Genomic DNA, 20,641 nt, shown 5'->3' on the forward strand with positions numbered 1-20,641 from the left:
ACGCTCACCCGATCCGGTAGTTCGGGCTTTCGCGAGTGATCTGCACGTCATGGACATGGCTTTCGCTCAGGCCCGCGCCGGTGATCCGCACGAAATTACAGTTCTTGCGCATCTCTTCGATGGTGCCGTTGCCGGTATAGCCCATGGCGGCGCGCAGACCGCCGACCAGTTGGTGGATCACGGTCGCCGCCGGCCCCTTGTAGGGCACCTGGCCTTCAATGCCTTCCGGCACCAGCTTGTCGCTGGCCGCATCCTTCTGGAAGTACCGATCAGCCGAACCGCGTGCCATGGCGCCGAGGCTGCCCATGCCGCGATAGGATTTGAACGAACGGCCCTGATACAGAACCACCTCGCCCGGGGCCTCGTCCGTGCCGGCGATCATCGAACCGATCATGGCACAGGACGCCCCGGCGGCAATGGCCTTGGCGAAATCGCCCGAGAACTTGATGCCCCCGTCGGCGATCACCGGCACATCGCCGGCAGCGCGCGAGCAATCCATGATCGCGGTGAGTTGCGGCACACCGACACCCGCCACCATCCGCGTGGTGCAGATCGAGCCCGGCCCGATACCGACCTTGACGGCATCGGCGCCGGCGTCGATCAGCGCCTTGGTCGCATCGGCGGTGGCGACGTTGCCGGCGATGATCTGCACATCATTCGACAGCGTCTTGGCGCGGGTCACCGCGTCGAGCACGCCGGCGGAATGGCCGTGCGCGGTGTCGATCACCAGAATGTCGACACCGGCGTCGATCAGCTCGCTCGAGCGTTCGTAGCCGGAATCGCCCACCGAGGTTGCCGCAGCCACCCGCAGCCGGCCCAGATCATCCTTGCAGGCGGTGGGGTTCAAGACCGCCTTTTCGGAATCCTTCAGCGTCAGCAGGCCGGTCAGCTTGCCGTCGCGATCGGTGACCAGCAGCTTTTCGATCCGCCGTTCCTTCATCAGGTTGATCGCCTCGGCCCGGTCGGCGGGTTCACGCAGGATGGCCAGGTTGTCGCCGGTCATCATCGCATGGACGGGGGTGGTATCGTCGCCGGCGAAGCGCATGTCGCGGTTGGTGACGATGCCGACGACACGGCCCATATCATCGACCACCGGGAAGCCGGTGAAACCGTAGCGATCGCAAAGCGCCTTGGCATCGGCCAGAGTCTGGTTCGGGGTCAGGGTGATCGGGTTGTAGACGATGCCGCTTTCGAACCGCTTGACCCGGCGGACCTCTTCGGCCTGGGCCTGGGCGTCGAGGTTCTTGTGGATCACCCCGATGCCGCCGGCCTGGGCCATGGCGATTGCCATGCGGGCCTCGGTCACAGTGTCCATGGCACTGGACAGAAGCGGAATATTCATGTTGATACGGCTGGTTACGCGCGTCGCAGTGTTTGCCGTCGAGGGCAACACCGACGAAGCCGCCGGAACAAGCAATACATCATCGAAGGTCAGGGCCTCACGAATCTCCATAGGACATCTCCAGGGGGTGGATCGTTTGGCGCTTCCCTATTGCATGGATGGGGGGGAGAGGAAAGGCCAATTCGCCATGCCCTCCCCCGGATCAGGCCATTGCCGGCGCCTTGAACAAACCTGCCCTGCGTCTGGCGCACAATCTTTTGACAGATTGTCGCAGCGCCATGATCGCCCTAGACTTAAGGGACCAGGCGAACGGAGTATTTTCCTTGTCCCTGTTTCTGATGATCCGGCCGCTGCGGCCGCGCGACCCGCATGAACACCACCGCGCCGCCACCCAGCTCGAACTGTTCTTCGATCTGATCAGCGTCATCGCCATCGCAGCGATCACCGCCGCGTTTCACCATGAGATCAGCGCCCATCACGGCGCCGAGATGCTGCCGAACTTTTTGTTTCTGTTCTTCGCCACCGGGAGGGGCCGCCTTCTTCATCGGCGGCATCGCGATCTTTATGGTCGAGCTCGCCGTTCCGGCGCTGGCCGAGCGATACAGGGCCACCCCCTGGCACCGTCACCACATCATCGAACGCTATGGCCTGTTGAACATCTTCATCCTGGGCGAGATCCTGCTGTCGATCTCCTTCATGATGGGACCGCTTTATTCCCACGGCTTCGACTGGGCGCTGATCTCGGCCGCCCTCGCCAGCCTTATGATTGTCTTCACCCTCTCTGGTGGCTCTATTTCCTCGAGGCCGAACATCTGGTCTCCAGCCGGCTGTCGACCGCGTTGATCTGGGGCTATGGCCATGTCGTCTACTTCTTCGCCGGGGCCCTGCTGGCCGCGGGCCTTGGCGCCACCTTCGACGTGATCAACCATCATTCGCAACTGACCACAGATCAGGCCGGCCAATATGTCGCCGCCGCCGTCGCGCTCTATTTTGCCGGCCTCTGGCTGGTGCGCGACCGCTTCATGCCCGGCGGCTGGCCGCTGCTGCCGGCGGCGACACTGGCGCTTTGGGGGGCGGTGTCGGGGATTGCGCTCTGGCCCGTGGCCGCGCTTTGCCTGGCAACGCTGGTTCTGCGCGCCTGGCTCGGGGCACGCTGAGAGGTCGCGGGCCGACCGCAAAGCGCCGCAAACCCGCCACCGCCACCGGCCCCGCGCTGTAGTCTGGCCCGACATAGCGCAGAAAGTCCCATGACCCAGGATCCGCTCGTCATCTTCACCCCCTCCGGCAAGCGCGGACGCTTTCCGGCGGGTACGCCTGTTCTGACCGCCGCACGGCAACTTGGCGTCGATCTCGATTCCGTCTGCGGCGGGCGCGGCATTTGTTCGAAATGCCAGATCACCCCGGCCTACGGCGATTTCCCCAAACACGGGGTTCACGTTGCCGAGGACGCGCTATCGCCCTGGAACACGGTCGAACAGCAATACAAGGACAAACGCGGCATCAAACCGGGGCGTCGCCTGGGCTGTCAGGCAACGATCCAGAGCGATGTGGTGATCGACGTCCCCCCCGAGAGCCAGGTGCATCGTCAGGTCGTGCGCAAGGAGGCCTCTGACCGGGCGATCAGCATGGATCCGGCGACCCGGCTCTTTCTGGTCCAGGTCGATCAGCCTGACATGCACACGCCAACCGGAGACCTGGAACGCCTGGAACGCGCCCTGCGCAGTCAATGGGGTGTCGAGGCGGCAACGGCCGACCCGAGCTTTCTGGCCCGGCTGCAGCCGGCGCTGCGCAAGGGCGGCTGGCAGGTCAGCGTCGCTGTCTTTCGCGACCATCACGGCGGGCCGGCGCGGCTGATCGACATCTGGCCCGGATTGCACGAGGGCGGGCTCTACGGGCTGGCGGTGGATCTGGGCTCGACCACCATCGCCGCGCATCTGACCGATCTCGACAGCGGCGCCGTGGTGGCCTCGGCCGGGATCATGAACCCGCAGATCCGCTTTGGCGAGGATCTGATGAGCCGGGTCTCCTATGCGATGATGAACCCCGGCGGCGCCGAAGAGATGACCGCAGCGGTGCGCGCGGCGCTGAACGATCTGGCCAGCGAGATCGCCGAGCAGGCAAAAATCGACCCGGCGCTGATCGTTGAAACCGTCTTCGTCTGCAATCCGGTGATGCATCACCTGCTGCTGGGCATCGACCCGGTGGAATTGGGACAGGCCCCCTTTGCACTGGCCACGGCCGAAGCGCTGCGGCTGGGCGCCGGCGATCTGGGACTGACGGCGATCAACCCGCGGGCACGGATCTATATCCTGCCCTGCATCGCCGGCCATGTCGGTGCAGATGCTGCCGCCGTGGCGCTGGCGGAAGAGCCGCAGACATCCGAAGATCTGGTGCTGATCGTCGATGTCGGCACCAATGCGGAACTGCTGCTGGGCAATAAAGATCGCGTGCTGGCCTGTTCGTCGCCGACCGGACCGGCCTTCGAGGGGGCGCAGATCAGTTCGGGCCAGCGCGCCGCCCCGGGTGCAATCGAGGCGATCCGGATCGACCCCGAGACCAAGGAACCCCGCTTTCGCATCATCGGCAGCAAATTCTGGTCCGATCAGCCCGGTTTCGCCAAGGCGATGGCGCGCAGCGGCATCACCGGCATCTGCGGCTCCGGCATCATCGAGGCGGTGGCGGAGATGCGCATCGCCGGCCTGCTTGACGAAAGCGGCCTGATCGGTTCGGCGGAACAGACCGGCTCGGCCCGTTGCGTTCCGCAGGGGCGCACCCATGCCTATGTGATCCACGACGGCAGCGCCGAGGGCGGCCCCGTGATCTCCGTGACCCAGGGCGATATCCGGGCGATCCAGCTTGCCAAATCGGCGCTTTATGCCGGGGCGCGTCTGCTGATGGACGAATTGGGTGTCGACCATGTCGATCGGGTGGTTCTGGCCGGCGCCTTCGGCGCGCATATCTCATCAAAACATGCGATGGTGCTGGGAATGATCCCCGACGCACCGCTCGACAAAGTGTCCAGCGCCGGCAATGCCGCCGGAACCGGCGCACGCATTGCGCTGTGCAATATCGCCGCCCGCGCCGAGGTCGAGCGCATGGTGCGCCAGATCACCAAGGTTGAAACCGCGATCGAACCGAAGTTTCAGGAGCATTTCGTCGCGGCCAACGCGATCCCGCACAAGACCGATCCGTTCCCGGAGCTTGCCAGAATCGTTACGCTGCCGCAGGTTGCCTTCAATGCCGGGGCAGAGACCGGCGGCCGCCGCCGCAGGCGGCGGGGATAGGACAGCCGGGGCCGTTTCCGCCCAGCGAGCTCCGCAATCGGCGCCAGATGACTTGCCTCACGGCGGCGCTCTGACCATTCTGGCACGGGGCCCGGATTGGTCAGGGCCGCGGAGGGGCGGACATGGCAACGCGCAAGATCATCATCTGTTTTGACGGAACCGGCAACGAGGTCGGCGACCGGGAAAGCAATATCCTGCGCCTTTACAAGGGGCTGACCGAAACGCAGGACCAAATCGTCCATTACGTGCCAGGGATCGGCACGCTTGAAGGACCGCGCCTGATCCTTTGGGAGGCGGCGCGCAAGCTGCGCTCTCTGGCCGGGTTGGCCTTTGGGCTCGGCCTGGAAAACGATGTTCTCGATGCCTACGCCTTCCTGTCGCGCACCTATCAGAGCGCCGGCGACAAGAGCGCCGCGGCCAGCGCCCGGCGCCGCGAGCTGCGCGAGACCGCCAAGGTGCTGGGGCTTGCACGCCCGCAGTTCCAGGCCGAGCGGACCGAGGCGGATCAGATCTATATCTTCGGATTTTCGCGCGGCGCCTATGCGGCGCGGATCCTCGCCGGGTTTCTCAACAACTTCGGACTGCTGGCCCCGGAAAAGCTGCATATCGTCACCGAAGCGTTTCGAGCCTATCGCAGTGTGACCGAGGCAGACCGCGACACCGATCCCGATGTGGTCTTTCGTCGCCTGCGTCAGTATCACGATGCCTTTTCACCACGCGCCTCGGTGCCGATACGGGCGTTGGGGCTGTTTGACACGGTGGCTTCCATGGCCCGCTTCAGCCGCCCGCTGCGCAGTCTTCGGCGCTACGGTTCGGTGATGGATCTGGCGGTCCACGCCAATGTGCTCAGCAATCCCTCGGTGCGGATCGTGCTGCAGGCGCTCGCCCTGGACGAGCGGCGCACCATGTACCGCCCCCTGCCCTGGCAGCGAGGCGACTATTACGGCAACCGGTTCAAGGCAGGTCGGCGCCGCGATCAGATCGTCACGCAACGGTGGTTTCCCGGCTATCACAGCGACATCGGCGGAACCATGATCGACGGGATCGGCATCGGCCAGCGCACCATGGCCTGGATGCTCGATGCTTTGGCGGCGGCAGAGGCGCGCGCCGATGCAGAAGATGCAACCGATCCGGGCAAGCCGCTGCGGTTGAACCAGGCCTTTCGCGACACACTGCCACCGCTCGGGCCACCACCAGGCTGGACACCCGGTTGCGGCTGGGAGGATCCGCTGGCGATGGCGCCCCTGCACCCCTCGCTCACCTTCCCCTGGCAAATTCTCGAATGGGTGCCGAAAACCCGGCTGCGCCGGGAATGGCCCGCCCCGGGCGTCGGGCCGCGCTGGTATCTGCCCCGGGCGGAGCCGCGCCGCGTCCCCGAAGACCATGAGGTCGATGCCAGCGTCTTCGCCCGCAAACGCGGCCATTCGGGCTATCGCCCGGAGAACCTGCCGGAGCGGCATCAAAAAACTTGACCGACAAGCCCGCCTCCCCCTCTTGACGCCCGCTGCCTGCGCGATTATCCAGTCGCTCCAGAGCGCGGGTATGGTGAAAAGGTATCACGCGAGCTTCCCAAGCTTAAGTTACGGGTTCGATTCCCGTTACCCGCTCCATTTCCATGATATTTCGATTTTTCCGACCTGACACTTAGGTGGTGGTTGTGTTCCCCTGCCTGCGGCGGGCCATGGAGCTTTTGGCACGGCAAAGCGTTTGGGGCGCCCCCCGTACCTGGGTCACCACACATGACATGCGATGACGGAAATTTCATCTGACGGGCGCCGACAAAGTGGGTAGGCTACGCATATGTCAATCATGGCTACCCTCTTGCGATTCTTCGTGATTATCGCTTTCGCGGTCACTATCGGCTTGCCCTCTGCCCACGCCCGGGCGGATGCGCCCCATGGCGAGCCATGAAACCTGCCACACCGCCGCCCCGGGCCATCCCGGCCAGCCCCTGCCGCAAGACGAGATTTGCCGCGCGCATTGTCTCGGGCTGAGCATGTTTCCAGGCGCTGCGGCACCCGCGCCACATGGGACGCGCGATACCGCGCTGCCGGTGCATCGGTTCGCCGAAACCGCCCCCTCGCTCTGGCCGCTTCCCGAACCGCGTCCACCACGTCTGTAACTCCCGAACAACCCGGCCTTCGGCCCCCAACTTTGTTCTGGAGTTCATCATGACCCTGATTTCCCGCCGCGGCTTCCTTGCCGCCTCTGCCGCGACTGCGGCGTCCCTCGTCCTGCCCGCCCGAGTGCGGGCCACACCTGACAGCTTTGCGCTCTCGGCCACCACCCGCGTCATCGAGGTGAATGGCCGCGCCGCCACTGTGCTCGGCCTGACCAACGCGCAAGGCGGCCTTGGCCTGACGCTAGAGCCCGGCCAGCGCTTCCGCACCGATCTGACCAATACGCTCGATTTCGACACGATCGTGCATTGGCACGGACAGATCCCGCCCAATGCGCAGGACGGCGTTCCCAACACCAACCCGATGCTGACACCAGGCGAAACCCGCGCCTATGATTTCGTGCCGCGTCCCGGCACCTTCTGGATGCACAGCCACATCCCCGAGCAGGAGATCGGCCTGCTCGCCGCGCCGCTGATCGTGCATAGCGCCGAGGAGCTCGCCGCCGACCGTCAGGAGGTTGTGATGTTCCTGCACGACTTTGCCTTCCGCACGCCGCAGGACGTCCTGGTCGAAGTGACCGGTGGCTCTGCGACGGATCACACGACGATGGGCCATTCGGCGATGCCAATGGCGGGAGGCATGGGCACAATGTCGGGCATGCAGGGCATGGGCAACATGTCCGCGACGATGCCCGGTGCCGGCGGCATGGCCATGGACCTGAACGATTTCGACTTCGACGCCTACCTTGTCAATGATCGCACATTGGACGACCCGGATGTGGTCGCGGTCGAGCGCAGTGGCCGGGTGCGGCTGCGGGTGATCAATGGCGCCTCGATGACGGCCTTCTGGATCGACCTCGGCGCGGTCGGAGGACGGCTTGTCGCAGTGGATGGCGAACCGGTGGCGCCACTCGCGGGCACGCGCTTCTCTGTCGCTCCGGCGCAACGGCTCGATATCGAGATCGACCTGCCCGCCGACGGCGCGGCGCTGCCGGTGCTGGCGCTGCGCGAGGGCGCGCGCGAACGCAGCGGCCTGATCCTCGCACCGCGGGGGGCCGCCGTGCCACGGCTGAGCGGGCTCTCCGATGCGGTGCATCCGCCCGTCGCCGGGGACATGTCTCAGGAGCTGGCACTCCGCGCGGTCTCCCCGTTGCCGGATCGCCCAGTGCAAAACGGCCAGATGGTCATGCTGGGCGGGTCGATGCAGCCCTATCTCTGGACCATCAACGGCCAGGTCTGGAAAAACCGCGTTCCCGTCAGGGCCAAGAGCGGCGAACGGGTGGAACTGATGTTCCACAACATGTCGATGATGGCGCATCCGATGCACCTGCATGGCCATGTCTTCCAGGTGGTCGAGGTGAACGGCACCCGATTTTCCGGAGCGATGCGCGACACCGTCCATGTGCCTGCCATGGGCAGCGTGACGATCGCCTTCGACGCCGGAGAAGTGGCGCCCTGGATGCTGCATTGCCACCATATGGGCCATCTCGCCAGCGGCATGATGACCGAACTCGCCATTTCAGCATAAACCGCACGGGGGGCGATCCTTTCGCCCCCCGTGCTTGCCCGCCGGGCGTTCATTCGATCCGCTTGGCCTGAGACATGCACTTGGCCAGGAGCGGCATCTTCACCCAAAGCCAAAACCTCCCGCGCCTCCCAGGGACGCGTGCCCCCGAACCAGAACTGACGTGGTCCGGGGCGGGGTGCACCCCCACGTCGCCATTGCCGATCAGCCCACGAACGATGGCCCCTCCGCGAAGAACGGAGGCCGGCAAGATGGATACCCCGCCGGGCCCGACCCCTCGTTTCACCGGCGACATCATCCGCCGACCATTGGGGCGAGCAGTTCGCGCCTACCCTTTTGCCGCGCAGTCGAAGACCACATCAAAGGCAAATGTCGTCTGCTGCGTCATCGACACGAAAACCGGCGTCTTGCCAGCCCGGGCGCACTCGCGGGCGGCGAGAGCCTCAAAGCGCGGCGGCGGCGTTTTCCGGGTGGCGTCGATCAGGCCGCGCAGCACCACGGTCTCGCCATCGCTTTTCAGGATCCTGACCGGTTCGTCCTGAGCGCCTTGATTGCAAGCCGCCAACCCCAGAGCAAGAAGCGACGCCGCCGCGAAAGCCAGGGAAGATTTCATTACCACATTCCTTTTTCCATTATTCGCCCGGTTCGAAGTCAAAGGGAGCCGGAGAACTCACTCGAATTATTTGCTTCCATATTGCCCCAACCCCGGTTTCCACGGGTCTGAGCCCCTGCCGACCCCCCGCAGCGCTGGTGCGTCGCCAAGTTCCACATGATACCCGCGTCCTTATAGTCGTGTCGCTTCTGATCCACCACTGCGCGCCAGTTGTCCTGATCTCATTACGTCCGCAAGCATCGTACATCACACAGAACCACGCGCTTTGGGGCGCCGGTTGCGGATCGCAGGACGGATGGTTGATCATGCCCTGATCGTCTCGCCCACTCAGAACCGCCAGGTCAGACCAACCAGCGGCCCCGACATGGTCACGTCCAGGCGGGTTCCCCCGTTGCGATAATCCACGCTCAGATACCGATACCCCACGGACGCATAAAGTCCTTCGTTGACCCGATAATTCGCGGTGGCGACAATCTGATCGGTCTGTTCCGAGCCGACACCAAAGCCCCCGAAATCCAGATAGACCAGCGCGCTCCAGCGCGGCGCCAGTCTGACATTGGCCCTGAGTGCAAGGATCGGGTCGGCGAACCTCTCGCTTGGCGATGATTTCAACGCGCCCCCCGCCGCCGAGACACTGCCCTTGATGTCCCAGGCCCGGGCGCCCGCCAGAAGATCGAGCGTCAACCGCTCGTCTGCCACCGCACGATACCCCGCCAACATGGTCAGGGAGCTTTGGCTCACCTTGCCCTCAGCCGGCACCCCCGGGGGAAGTCGTCCTGATTTCGAGCTCGACGACCAGCTGAAATCCCCCATCAGGACCAGCCGGTCGCGCCGGGCAAAGCCCGACAGGAAAAAGGCACCGTCCAGATCCTCCATCAGATCGGAAAACGACTTGTCGAACGATATCGTCGGCGCACCGGCAAAGGGCGTGATGTCGCCGCCAAGACCGGTCCCCCAGACGTAGGGCGTGATCTGCCCCCGCCACTCTGCGGCGGCGACAGGCAGCGCGAGCATTGTCATCCCCACCGCCGCGAAAAGGTTCCGCATCCTGCAGGCCCCGCTCAGAGCGAGTTCTTGAAGAGCTGACCGCCCTTCATGATAAGCCGCAGGTTGTTCTCCTCCTTCAGCCAATCCAGGCTGGTTTCGGTATCGCCGTCGATTACCAGAAGATCGGCGCAGGCACCGGCCTCGATCACCCCCAGACGCCCGTCATAGGGCGCCCTCGCCCCGGAGAGCGCCAGCAAGGCCCCCGCCGCCCCGGTGGCGCGATGCAGCGCCTCAAGCGGCGTCATGAAGCGGGCGAGCTTGGCAAGCTGGCGGCCCTGGCTGGCGCCGCCGCTATAGAGGATGTCGGTGCCGAATGCCCAGTTCACCTTGTGCTTGTCGGCCCATTCGAAGGCGCGCATCGTACCTTCGGCCACCTCCTTCTGCGCCGCGATCGCCTTGGGGTCATCGTATTTGTTCGCGTCCTCATCCGCCAGGAAGGGCTGGATCGACCACCATATGTCATTGTCGGCCATCATCCGGACGGTGTCCTCATCGGCCAGTTGCCCGTGTTCGATGGATTTCACCCCAGCCTTGATGCAGCGCTGGATGCCGGGAGAGGTATAGACATGGGCGCAGACATAGGTGCCCCAGTCGCGCGCGGCATCGACGGCGGCTGACATCTCGGCTTCGGTAAATTGCAACGATTCCAGCGGGTCGTATTTCGACGCGACCCCGCCGCCTGCGGCGATCTTGATCTGACTGGCGCCCTTCATCAACTGCTCCCGCGTGCGCCGCAATACCTCGGGCACCCCATCGGCCAGGGCCGAGACACCGACCTTGGTGGCATAGTCGGGCTGGTCGATCGGCATCATCGGCAGCGTGTTCTGCAGACGAAAATCCCCATGGCCCGAAGTTTGCGAGATGATCGCGCCGGCCGGGAAGATGCGTGGCCCGGCCACCACGCCGCGATCGACCGCAGCCTTCAGGCCGAAGGACGGGCCGCCAACATCGCGCACCGTGGTAAAGCCGCGCAGCAGGGTGGCGCCGGCCTCTCGCCCCGCCATCAGATGCACGAAACCGATGTCCTGCGTCATGGCGGCAATCTGGCTGACGGCGACAAGCGTGGTGTGCCAATGGGTGTCGATCAGCCCGGGCACGACGGTGCGCCCGCCGCAGTCGATCCATTCGGCGTCCTCAGGCCCCTGCCCACGCGCCGGCAATGCGGCGATCCTTCCATCCCGGATCAGAATGTCGATGCCATCGTGCAGCACCAGTCGGGTGCCGTCGAAAAAGCGCAGGTTGGTCAGCAGCAGCGGACGTCCCGCGCCCGCGGCCTGCGCCTCTTTCGAGGCGAGACCGAAGCCCGCGAACATGCCGACGACCGATGTCATCCCGCCCAGCATCTGACGACGGGAAAGATCAACCTCGACCCGACGCATCGCCGCAAGCGTTTCCGGCGTTCCGCACTGGCAGAAATGCATCGCACCAGACTGAGTGGCAGCCTCAAAACAAGCTTGGCACATCCAAAACTCCTCATCCTAATAGACGCCAGATCGGAACCGGCGATTTAAACAGAAGGAAAAAACCTTTTGTGAGGCTGTCTTTAGCCCCCTACGATGTCAAGAAAACTTCTAATGACATTATCAGAAGTTGAGCGATTGGCCCCCTTGACGCAAGATTTGCCCAATGCATACCGCAGGGGAAGTCCGGGCCCCGGCCGGCGCGCGGTTGACGCCACGGATCGCCGGAGATTAAGCATTGGACAACAGCTTTCTACGTTTCTGCCAAAGGTAAAGCCTATGCTGCGAGTTCGCATTTCCCGCCCGCAAAGCGACCCCATGCGCCGCCCCCGGGAATACAGGCCGCAACCGGATTTCTGACCGACTGTCGCAAGCGGACGCACCGCCAGTCCGATCACGACCGAACCGGTGCCCCGAAGATTTCCATCGAGCCCTCCGGCCCCCTGGCCCTGACGTTTCACACATCGAGACCTGCGCGACAGCCCGACGCCCCTTTGCCTATGTCACAAGAATTTACCCAGCCAGACAGACCAGATCATGCGCCCGGCGATTTTCCCGTAAGGGATCTGAAACGATCGAAACAGCGGCGCCATGACCCAATGTTGCAAGGAACCCGCTCCTCATGAAAGCAATCGGCTCTCCCGCATGGACGCTTTTCGCCCCGCTTCTGGGGCTGGGAACCGTCGGAGTTCTCGAGACAGTCTATCACGATCACCCGCCCGCGGCGCTCTATCTGATTTCCGCCGCCGTCCTGTTCGGCTCGGTCTTCGCGGCAGTGCACCATGCCGAGGTCATCGCCCACCGCATCGGACAACCCTTCGGATCGGTTCTTCTCGCCCTTGCGGTGACGCTGATCGAAGTCTCGCTGATCGTATCGGTTTTGTTCTCGGACAGTTCCGGCGACAGCAGCGTGGCCCGCGATACGGTTTTCGCGGCGATCATGATCGTGCTGAACGGGATCGTCGGGCTTTGCCTTCTGATTGGCGGGCTGCGCTATCATGAGCAGGGATTTCAGCCACGCGGCACCGCTGCGGCGCTGGGTGTTCTGGGAACCCAGGCGGTTCTGGGCCTGATCCTGCCCAATTATACCGAGGCGATCCCCGGCCCGGTCTATGCTCCGGAACAGCTCATCTTCGTCGCCGTGTTCTCGCTTCTGCTCTATCTGCTCTTTCTCTTCGTGCAGATGGTGTCGCACCAAAGTGATTTTCTCGAACCGATCGAACTGTCCCGGCCCCCTGCCACCGAGCCGGAGAGACATCACGAGGTTTCGAGGCCCACATTGATTGTCTCGGCGATCGCCCTGCCCGTCTCTCTTGTCGCGGTTGTCCTGCTGGCCGAGGCATTGGCCGCGCCGGTCCGCCATGCGATCTTGGGTGCCGGGCTGCCCGAGGCCCTGGTCGGGGTCGTCATCGCCTTGATCGTACTGCTGCCCGAGGGGCTCGCCTCGGTGAAGGCGGCGATGCAGAATCGGTTGCAAACCAGTCTGAACCTGGCAATGGGATCCGCACTGGCCAGCCTGTGCCTGACAATCCCCATCGTCGCGCTGGTATCGGTGGCGATGGGTCACACCCTGGTTCTGGGGCTGGATGCCGAACATATCGTGCTGCTGGTCCTGACCCTGTTCATGAGCACCCTGTCCCTCGCGATGGGACGCACGACCATCATGCAGGGAGGCATCCACCTTGTCATTTTCGGCGCTTTTTTGACAATAGCCACGATCCCCTGACCCAGGCTGTCGCATCTCCGTTTGCCCACAGATCTATTTACAAGGACAGTTTCCATGATCCCTCTCGAGCGCCCCACAGGATATCGAAAGAGCGTCTTGTGTTTCCTCTCCCTGACAGTCCTCGCGCTGATCAACTGGGGGGGCATGGTGCATGCCCAGCAATCCAAGCCTCTGACCGTCGCGGTGCATGAAAGCCCGCCGTTCGTCATCCTCTCGGACGGCGTCTATTCGGGCCTGGCAATAGATCTCTGGGAGACCGTGGCAACGGAACTCGGCTATGAGTTCACCTATCAGGAATACGATACCGTCCGCAGCATGATCGACGCGACTGCGGCGGGCAATGCCGATGTCGCCGTCAGCAATCTGACCGTCACCGAGGAACGGGCGGCGCGGGTGGATTTCACCCAGCCCTGGTACGATTCCGGCCTGCGCATCATGGTCAATGACAGTTCCGGCGCCAGTTTCTGGAGCATTTTCACCGGCCTCAGGGATTCCGGTTTTCTGCGCGCTTACGGCTGGCTCGCCTTCGCGATCCTCGTCGCCTCGCTCTGCTTCACCCTGTTCGACCGGAAATTCGACAAGGATTTTCCGAAAAGTTTCCGCAACGGTTTCGCTGAAAGCTTCTATACCGTCATGACGGTGGCCACCTCGGGCAAGCCTCCGAAACGCAAGAACCTGTTCGGATGGCTCGGGCGGATGTGGCAAGGCCTGTGGCTGGTCTTCGGCGTTATCGTCGTGGCCTTCGTAACCTCGACCATCACCAGCGTCATGACCACCCTGTCCATCAAGAACGATATCCGCAGCGTGTCGGATCTGCCCGGGCTGAACGTGGCGGTGGCGGACGGTAGCACCGCCGAGGGCTTCGCCATGAACAACGGGTTCGACCTGACCGCCTACCCCAATATCAACGCATCTGCGCAGGCGCTTCTGGATGAAGAAGTTGATGCCATCATCGGCGACAAGCCGGTGCTGGAATATTACGCCCACACTCACCCTGACGAACCGCTCACTGTGGTCGGCGCCGTTTTCAACCCCGAGAAATACGGCTTTGCCCTGCCCCCGGGCAGCCCGTTGCGACGCGATATCACGATTGAAGTCGTCGGTGCGCGGGAAGACGGCACATTGCGCGCTCTGTCCGAGGAATATTTCGGCCTCAACCCATGATCCTGCGCCCGGAGCAGATTGCAACCGCATCCGGGCAGTCCAGGACAGGACGATGCATCGCAATCACCGGGGCGGATCACAGCCCCGGCCATGTGAAGGTTCTTCTTGCTCCCCCCCTTGAAACGGCCCGCGCAAATCAGATGTAACAGGCCGGTGCGGAGGCAGAATTCCCGCCCCCGCGTCGGCCATTGTATCAAGGGATCCCAAATGCAAATTCACCGCTCTCAAACTGGCCGGAAAGCCGCGTTCCTGACGGCGGCGCTGTTCGCTTCCTGCATCCCCGCCCTCGCTGAAAGCGAGGATCGCAGCCGGGTGAGGATGATGGGGAATTGCAAGGAATGCTCTCTCTCGGATCAGGACTTTGCCCGCGGAAAGCTGACCGGTATCGACTTCACCGGGGCGGCTCTACAGCGCACCAGATTTGATAGCGCCCGTCTGAGTATCTCGATCTTCTCGCGGGCCGATCTGACTGATGTCTCATTTGAAAACGCCGATCTGACAGGCGCCAGTTTCGTCGGGAGCCGATTGAAAAACGTTTCGTTTTCCGGAGCTAATCTGACCGGAGCGGTGTTCGAAGGCGCCAGCCTCGAAGGGACCACGCTGGAGGGTGCCATCCGGTGCAACACCCAGATGGCCGACGACACCATGGATAATTCGGACTGCAGATAGCCCGATGCCGCCGGCCCGCCGGAGTGTCAGAACCGCTCCAGCCGATAGGGGGACGGGTCGACCAGCGGCTCTGCGCCGGAGACCAGATCGGCGGCAAGCTGTCCCGCCGCCGGCCCGGTTCCGAACCCATGCCCCGAAAACCCCGTGGCCAGCGTCAGCCCCGGCATCGAGGCCACCGGCCCGATCACCGGCAGGGAATCCGGCGTGATATCCATGGTGCCGGCCCAGGCCTCGACAATGCGGGCGTTGGCAAAGGCCGGCCAGGCGGCCGAGAGATTTTCCATAGCTTCCCGGTTCAGCGCTGGCAGCGTCGGGGGATCCATCACCCGCAGCTTTTCAAACGGCGAGACCTGCTTGCCCGACCAGCGCCGCGCCAGACGCAGATCGGTCAGGCTCTGGCGGTTCAGCGTAATGCGCAGCAGGCCGCGCTGATCGCGCAGAAGATGCATGTACCGCCGACCGACCAGCAGGTGATCCAGCACCAGCGGGCTGGACAGCGCACCGCGCTGGGTGACGATGAAACCGCCGTCGATATGCTTGCGGAACGAGAAATCCGGCCCGCCCACCGCGATATCCGTCGGCCCCTCCATCGGGGCGGTGCGAAAGACCGAACAGGTCAGTGGCAGGATCGGCAGGCCGATGCCAAGATTGCCCAGAAAGCGGCGCGACCACAGGCCGCCGGCCAATAGCACCTGATCGCAGGCGATCTCGCCACGCTCCGTGACCACGCCGCTGATCCGTCCGGCGCTGGTCTGCACCGTCCGCACCGCACAATGTTCGACGATGACCGCACCTTTTTCCTGTGCCGCTGCGGCAATGGCGCTGGTGGCCAGGGTCGGCTCTGCCCGCCCGTCCGAGGGCGTGAAGAGACCGCCGGCCCAACGCCCCTGCCCGCCCGGAACAGATCGGTCGATCTGCGCCGGCGACAACAGGCGCGCATCCAGTCCCAGCGCCTCGACCGAAGCGAGCCAGGCCCGATGCACCTCCATCTCGGCCTCGCTCCGGGCCAGGAACATGATCCCCGCCTGCCGATAGCCCACCGTCCTGCCAATGCGCGCCGGCAGATCGGCCCAAAGCCGGTCCGCCGCCTGCGCCATCGGTACATCCGCCGCCCCGCGCGATGTCTTGCGCACCCAGCCTAGATTGCGCGAACTTTGTTCCGCCGCGATACGGCCCTTTTCCAGCAGCACGACGGGTATGCCGCGTTCCGCCAGCGTCAGGGCGGCGGTCACCCCGACGATACCGCCGCCGATCACCACCACCTGGCAGCGCGCGGGTATCTCCTGCGACGTCTCGACCGGCTCTATCCGCGGTGCCATGGCTCGATCCTCCTTTGAAAGTGTCAGACCGAAATGGTCTTGCGCTCGACATCGGCATCGGCGGCGCCCCGGAAGGCAGTCACCTCGATCTCGACCTTGTATATCGTCGAGCCCAGCGGCGGACAGGTGACCGTTGCGGTCGGGTCGATACCGCGGAACTTCTGCCCCACCGTGGTCATCACCGTTTCGGTATCCGTCGGATCCTGGATGAAGATGCGACTGGCCACCACATCGGCCAGGCTGCTGCCCACCGCCCCGAGGGCACTTTCGATATTGGCGAAGACCTGCAGCGTCTGCTCGGTCACATCTTCGGGGATTTCCTTGGTCTCGGGATTGCGCCCGGCGGTGTTGGACACGAAGATCCAGTTATCCACCGCAACCAGGCGGGAGTAGCTGGCGTGATCCTCGAATTTCGATCCGGTCTTGAGCTTGATGATTTTCGTCATGATCTGTCCTGTGTTCGGATGGCCGCGATCTGGGCGGCCCAGTGTCGGGGAAACGGCCCCGGGCGCAGGTCCAGGGCCTTGGGGGACGGGGTCAGCGCAGCGCCGGCTCTTTCCACAGGTTCAGCTTGACGCCGATGCCCTTCTCGATGGCATTGCGATAGATGACGGTGCCCCAGGCGACATCCTCCACCGGCATGCCACCGACCGACATCAGCACGATCTCGTCGTCCGAACGCCGCCCCGGAGCCGCTCCCGCGACGATGGCGCCCAGATCCTCCAACGCATCGGGCGACATCGCGCCTGCGGCGATCATGTCCATGAACTTGACACCGACCAGCGGGATCACCTCGTGCGCGGGTTTCGGGACCTCTTCGTACCAGGCTTCGTAAAGGCCAGTGTTGTCAAGCACCTTGCGGATCTCGGGCGCCTCCATCCCGGCGTCGAAATTGCACGGCGCGGGCATCGCCAGAAAGGCGCCCGGCTTGACCCATTCCCGCTTGACCAGAGGGTAGTCCGCCGGGTTCCCCACCTCGCCCGAGGCGCAATAGGTCACGATATCGCTGTCACGCACCACCGCTTCAATGTCGTCCACGATCTCGATCCTGCTCACCTGCGGATAACTCTCCTTCACCCAGGCGATAAAGACATCGAGACTGCGCTGACCGCGCCCCTTCACCTTGACCGTGTCGATATTCGGGCAGGCAGCGATAAAGGCCGCCAGTGCGGTACGCGCCATGACGCCCGGCCCAAAGATGCCAACAACGCGGGAATCCTTGCGGGCCAGATACCGCGCCCCGACACCGGGCACCGCGCCGGTCCGATAGGCCGACAGAAGGTTGGCCGACATGAAGGCCAGCGGCGCGCCGGTATCGGCATCGTTCAGCACGAAGGTCAGGATCGACCGCGGCAGCCCCTTTTCCCGGTTGGCGATATTCGATCCGTACCACTTCACCCCGGCGGTGCAGAAATTGCCGCCCAGATAGGCCGGCATCGCCATGAACCGACGGTCGGCGGTGGGTTTCGGCATGGTGGGGAATGGCGAATTTTCGGGAAAGGTCACCATGGCGCCATGGCTGTCGCTGTTTGCCCCGGCCATGCGGTAATCGCCGTGGTGCAGCAGCGCGAACATCTCTTCCATGCAGTCGACGCAGGCCGGCATGTCGGTGACGCCGGCACGGATCATGTCCTCTTCCGACAGGTAGATGAAATCAATCTTTGGCAGATCGGGCAGATCGGTCATGTGTGGTATCCTCTTGTTGAAGCGATTGGGAAAGGGCCGGGATCAGTCGAGACTGCGGCCGAGATTGACGTAAAGCGCCGGGTCGCGCCGCCGGATGCCAAGCGCCAGCAGCGCGCCGACCAGTCCGACGGCCACCACCAGCACCGGGAAGGCCCGCACGATCAGCCTGTCACTGCCCGTCAGAAGCGAGATATTGGCGCCCACCAGAACGAAGGCCGCCCCCAGCCCAAGCGTCGCCAGGGCCGGCGCGACCAGAACCACCAGCCCCGAGCGTGCATGCGGCTGGTGGCGGAAAAACCGGATGACAGAGACCGAGACCAGGACCTGCGTGCCCAGGATCGCTAGCACGGCAAGCCCCGCCATCCACGAGAACACCACCGTATAGGGATCTGCCTGCCCCAGCGCGAAACCGCCCAGGATCAGCGCCACCAGCACCGCCTGCACCAGCCCCGCCACATGCGGCGAACCGTGTTCTGGATGCACCCGTCCCATTGCGCGCCAGGCCAGGCTTTCGCAGGCCAGGGTATAGAAATAACGGTTCAGAGTGTTGTGAAAGGACAGCAGGCAGGCGAACAGGCTGGTCAACAGCAGCAGGTTCATCACCTGCACCGACCAGGGCCCCAACAGCTCTGCCGCGGCGTTGAAATAGAACCCCTCGAGCGAGGCGCTTGCCGCCTCGCGCACGGTGGACGGCCCATAATATTGCGAGATCGCCCAAGTGGAGAGGGCATAGAAGACGGTGATCAGCAAGACCGCGACATAGGTGGCGCGCGGGATGGTCCGATGCGGCTGGTGCGCCTCCTCGGCAAAGATCGCGGTGGCCTCGAAGCCGACATAGGCACCCAGCACGAAGACCATGCTGACCCCCAGCCCCGGACCGAAGACATCGGCGGGACGGAACCCGGCCAGGCTCAGCCCCTCCGGGCCGCCGCCATGCAGCAGGATCGCCACATCCAGAAGCAGCAGGATCAGCAGCTCTGCCACCATGCAGGCTCCGAGGATACGGCCCGAGATGGCAATATTGCGCCGTCCGAGGACCACCACTGCCGCCAGCGCTGCCAGCGCCCAGATCCACCAGGGCAGATCGACACCCAGAGGCGCCAGAGTGGCCGATGTGAAGACCGCGAACAGCGCATAGATACCAAGCTGAATCGCAAAATAGGCCACCAGCGCCATCAATGCGCCGGCGATCCCGGCGGCGCCTCCGAGCCCGCGGGAGATATAGCTGAAGAAACCACCCGCGCCCGAGATATGGGGCGTCATCGCCGTATATCCCACCGAGAACAGCAGATAGAGCGCCCCGGCCAGCACGAAGGCTCCCGGCACGCCGGCACCGTTGCCGAAGGCAAAGGCCGGAGGCGTCGCCCCCACCACCGCCGTCATCGGCGCGGCTGCCGCCACCACAAAGAAAACAATATGAGTAAGGCCTATGGAATTCCCCTGGAGTCGGCTCTCGCCAGTCATGTCGGTCATTGCGCGCCCCTGTTGCACATTTGTTATGGATGGAATCCTGTTAGCGCGGCGGACCACCTGCAGGACCATTGCAGCCCACGCCATGAATCCGATAGTCTGCGCCAAATGGCGTTTACAAACGGGGAGCCATGCAAAATGTCGACGCCCGGGGCACCGCTGCCGAAATTGCTGTCTGTCAGAGCGGTAATTCTTAGGCCCATTTTCGAGGCCTTTGCCGATGATTTGAGCGGCTTGAAAATCTTGTTGCACCGTCACGGCCTTGATTCGCGGCTTCTGGAAGACCATTACGCCCCGGTTCCGCTGCAATCCTACCTGGCGCTATTCGAGGATGCGGCCACCCATTTGGGCGACCCGGGCCTGGGGCTCAGACTGGGATCGCGGCTGCGTCCCGGTGGGCTTGGCCCGATGGGGCTGCGGGCAGCGCAATGCGCCACCATCCGCCGCGGGCTGGAAAGCCTGGCCCGTTTTTCCTCGGCGCTGCAAAGCGGCACCCAGGTCAGCCTGGAAGAGGACGGCCCGCATCTGATCCTGCGCTACATGCTCACCGCACCGCAGATCGGCACCAGCCGTCAGGACAGCGAATTCTCGCTCGCCGGCATGTGCAGCCTGATCCGCAAGGGGTTCGACCTGCGCTGGCGCCCGGACGAGGTGCATTTCACCCATCCCGCCCCGGAGGTTCCGAACGAGGCGGAGCACTGGTTCGATGCGCCGGTGCTCTATTCCCAGCCGGTCAACATGCTGGTCATCGACGCGCAGGATGCAGACCGGATCCATCGCAGCGAAGATCCCGACATGCTCGACCTGATCGACCATCACCTTGCCGGCCTGTTCGAAGAAGCCCATCGCGATCACTCGACCGGTGACCAGGTCCGGGCGCTGATCGCCCTCTACCTCGGGGCCCGTCCCATCGACCTGACCACGATCTCGGGCCTGCTGCAGACCTCGCCCCGCAGTCTGCAGCGCCACCTGGCCGAGGAGGGCGAAACCCTGAGCGGGCTGTTGCAGGCCTATCGCCAGGAGCGGGCCGAACTGCTGCTGCGCGATGGGAGATCAAGCGTCGAGGCAATCGCCATCTCACTGGGCTATGCCGATGGCACCGCCTTCTGGCGCGCCTATCGCGGCTGGACCGGCCAGAGCCCGAGCCAGGCCAAGGATGCCCCCCGATAGCCCCCCAACCGCGCGCCGGCCAGCCAAGGGACCGCAGAGCCTTCGTC

The 20,641-nt window shown here is 64.1% G+C and carries 19 protein-coding genes and 1 tRNA gene; 11 read left to right on the forward strand and 9 right to left on the reverse strand.

The window, feature by feature from the left end; all coding sequences use genetic code 11:
* Positions 1-4 precede the first annotated feature (4 nt).
* Together guaB and G455_RS26700 are read right to left on the reverse strand one after the other, a co-directional pair.
* Entirely contained in the window at positions 5-1,453 is a 1,449-nt protein-coding gene (gene guaB / locus G455_RS0113845; RefSeq protein ID WP_028094251.1) for an IMP dehydrogenase, read from the reverse strand.
* A gap of 182 nt (positions 1,454-1,635) precedes the next feature.
* Complete coding sequence (locus tag G455_RS26700) at positions 1,636-1,896, reverse strand: hypothetical protein (RefSeq protein WP_028094252.1); 261 nt, start codon at positions 1,894-1,896, stop codon at positions 1,636-1,638.
* Positions 1,897-1,906: 10 nt separating this feature from the next.
* Here G455_RS26700 and G455_RS27100 point away from each other — a divergent pair, with 10 nt between their 5' ends.
* The 7 genes from G455_RS27100 to G455_RS0113885 all read left to right on the forward strand — a co-directional run bounded on the left by G455_RS27100 (position 1,907) and on the right by G455_RS0113885 (position 8,273).
* Positions 1,907-2,185 (forward strand): low temperature requirement protein A, encoded by a 279-nt coding sequence (locus tag G455_RS27100; protein ID WP_028094253.1) that lies wholly within the window; start codon positions 1,907-1,909, stop codon positions 2,183-2,185.
* A complete protein-coding gene (locus tag G455_RS27105) occupies positions 2,182-2,499 on the forward strand; it encodes a low temperature requirement protein A (RefSeq protein ID WP_028094254.1) in 318 nt (105 codons plus the stop codon). Before G455_RS27100 ends, G455_RS27105 begins: the two co-directional genes overlap by 4 nt.
* Before the next feature lie 90 nt (positions 2,500-2,589).
* Entirely contained in the window at positions 2,590-4,626 is a 2,037-nt protein-coding gene (locus tag G455_RS0113865; protein ID WP_028094255.1) for an ASKHA domain-containing protein, read from the forward strand.
* A gap of 122 nt (positions 4,627-4,748) precedes the next feature.
* Positions 4,749-6,098: a T6SS phospholipase effector Tle1-like catalytic domain-containing protein gene (locus tag G455_RS0113870; protein ID WP_028094256.1), complete on the forward strand. Its 1,350-nt coding sequence runs from the start codon at positions 4,749-4,751 to the stop codon at positions 6,096-6,098.
* A gap of 64 nt (positions 6,099-6,162) precedes the next feature.
* Positions 6,163-6,236, forward strand: a tRNA-Gly gene (locus tag G455_RS0113875).
* Between the two features lie 287 nt (positions 6,237-6,523).
* Entirely contained in the window at positions 6,524-6,748 is a 225-nt protein-coding gene (locus tag G455_RS0113880) for a hypothetical protein (protein ID WP_028094257.1), read from the forward strand.
* Between the two features lie 49 nt (positions 6,749-6,797).
* Positions 6,798-8,273, forward strand: a complete 1,476-nt coding sequence (locus G455_RS0113885; RefSeq protein ID WP_028094258.1) for a multicopper oxidase family protein — start codon at positions 6,798-6,800, stop codon at positions 8,271-8,273.
* A gap of 325 nt (positions 8,274-8,598) precedes the next feature.
* Here the strand turns inward: G455_RS0113885 and G455_RS0113895 are convergent, their stop codons facing one another.
* From G455_RS0113895 to G455_RS0113905, 3 genes are all read right to left on the reverse strand, one after another.
* Entirely contained in the window at positions 8,599-8,883 is a 285-nt protein-coding gene (locus tag G455_RS0113895; protein WP_028094260.1) for a hypothetical protein, read from the reverse strand.
* Between the two features lie 327 nt (positions 8,884-9,210).
* Complete coding sequence (locus G455_RS0113900) at positions 9,211-9,930, reverse strand: hypothetical protein (RefSeq protein WP_035366769.1); 720 nt, start codon at positions 9,928-9,930, stop codon at positions 9,211-9,213.
* Positions 9,931-9,944: 14 nt separating this feature from the next.
* Positions 9,945-11,393, reverse strand: a complete 1,449-nt coding sequence (locus G455_RS0113905) for a metal-dependent hydrolase family protein (protein ID WP_028094262.1) — start codon at positions 11,391-11,393, stop codon at positions 9,945-9,947.
* 619 nt (positions 11,394-12,012) lie between these two features.
* Here G455_RS0113905 and G455_RS0113915 point away from each other — a divergent pair.
* The 3 genes from G455_RS0113915 to G455_RS24140 all read left to right on the forward strand — a co-directional run bounded on the left by G455_RS0113915 (position 12,013) and on the right by G455_RS24140 (position 14,949).
* Entirely contained in the window at positions 12,013-13,116 is a 1,104-nt protein-coding gene (locus G455_RS0113915) for a calcium:proton antiporter (protein ID WP_028094263.1), read from the forward strand.
* Between the two features lie 54 nt (positions 13,117-13,170).
* Positions 13,171-14,280 carry a transporter substrate-binding domain-containing protein gene (locus tag G455_RS0113920; protein WP_028094264.1) on the forward strand — a complete coding sequence of 370 codons (1,110 nt, stop codon included), beginning with the start codon at positions 13,171-13,173 and terminating at the stop codon, positions 14,278-14,280.
* 207 nt (positions 14,281-14,487) lie between these two features.
* Positions 14,488-14,949, forward strand: coding sequence for a pentapeptide repeat-containing protein (locus G455_RS24140; protein ID WP_051312506.1), 462 nt, complete (start codon positions 14,488-14,490; stop codon positions 14,947-14,949).
* Positions 14,950-14,975: 26 nt separating this feature from the next.
* Here G455_RS24140 and G455_RS0113930 read toward each other — a convergent pair whose 3' ends face one another.
* The 4 genes from G455_RS0113930 to G455_RS24145 all read right to left on the reverse strand — a co-directional run bounded on the left by G455_RS0113930 (position 14,976) and on the right by G455_RS24145 (position 19,427).
* A complete protein-coding gene (locus G455_RS0113930) occupies positions 14,976-16,268 on the reverse strand; it encodes an NAD(P)/FAD-dependent oxidoreductase (RefSeq protein WP_028094265.1) in 1,293 nt (430 codons plus the stop codon).
* 23 nt (positions 16,269-16,291) lie between these two features.
* A complete protein-coding gene (locus G455_RS0113935; protein ID WP_028094266.1) occupies positions 16,292-16,714 on the reverse strand; it encodes a RidA family protein in 423 nt (140 codons plus the stop codon).
* Positions 16,715-16,805: 91 nt separating this feature from the next.
* Entirely contained in the window at positions 16,806-17,954 is a 1,149-nt protein-coding gene (locus G455_RS0113940; RefSeq protein WP_205620475.1) for a tyramine oxidase subunit B, read from the reverse strand.
* Between the two features lie 42 nt (positions 17,955-17,996).
* Positions 17,997-19,427, reverse strand: coding sequence for an APC family permease (locus G455_RS24145; protein ID WP_035366772.1), 1,431 nt, complete (start codon positions 19,425-19,427; stop codon positions 17,997-17,999).
* 231 nt (positions 19,428-19,658) lie between these two features.
* On the opposite strand from G455_RS24145, the gene G455_RS24150 reads away from it, so the two are divergent.
* Positions 19,659-20,594 (forward strand): AraC family transcriptional regulator, encoded by a 936-nt coding sequence (locus tag G455_RS24150; protein ID WP_161629395.1) that lies wholly within the window; start codon positions 19,659-19,661, stop codon positions 20,592-20,594.
* The last annotated feature ends 47 nt before the right edge of the window (positions 20,595-20,641 follow it).

Source organism: Pseudodonghicola xiamenensis DSM 18339 (genome assembly GCF_000429365.1).
Lineage (GTDB): Bacteria > Pseudomonadota > Alphaproteobacteria > Rhodobacterales > Rhodobacteraceae > Pseudodonghicola > Pseudodonghicola xiamenensis.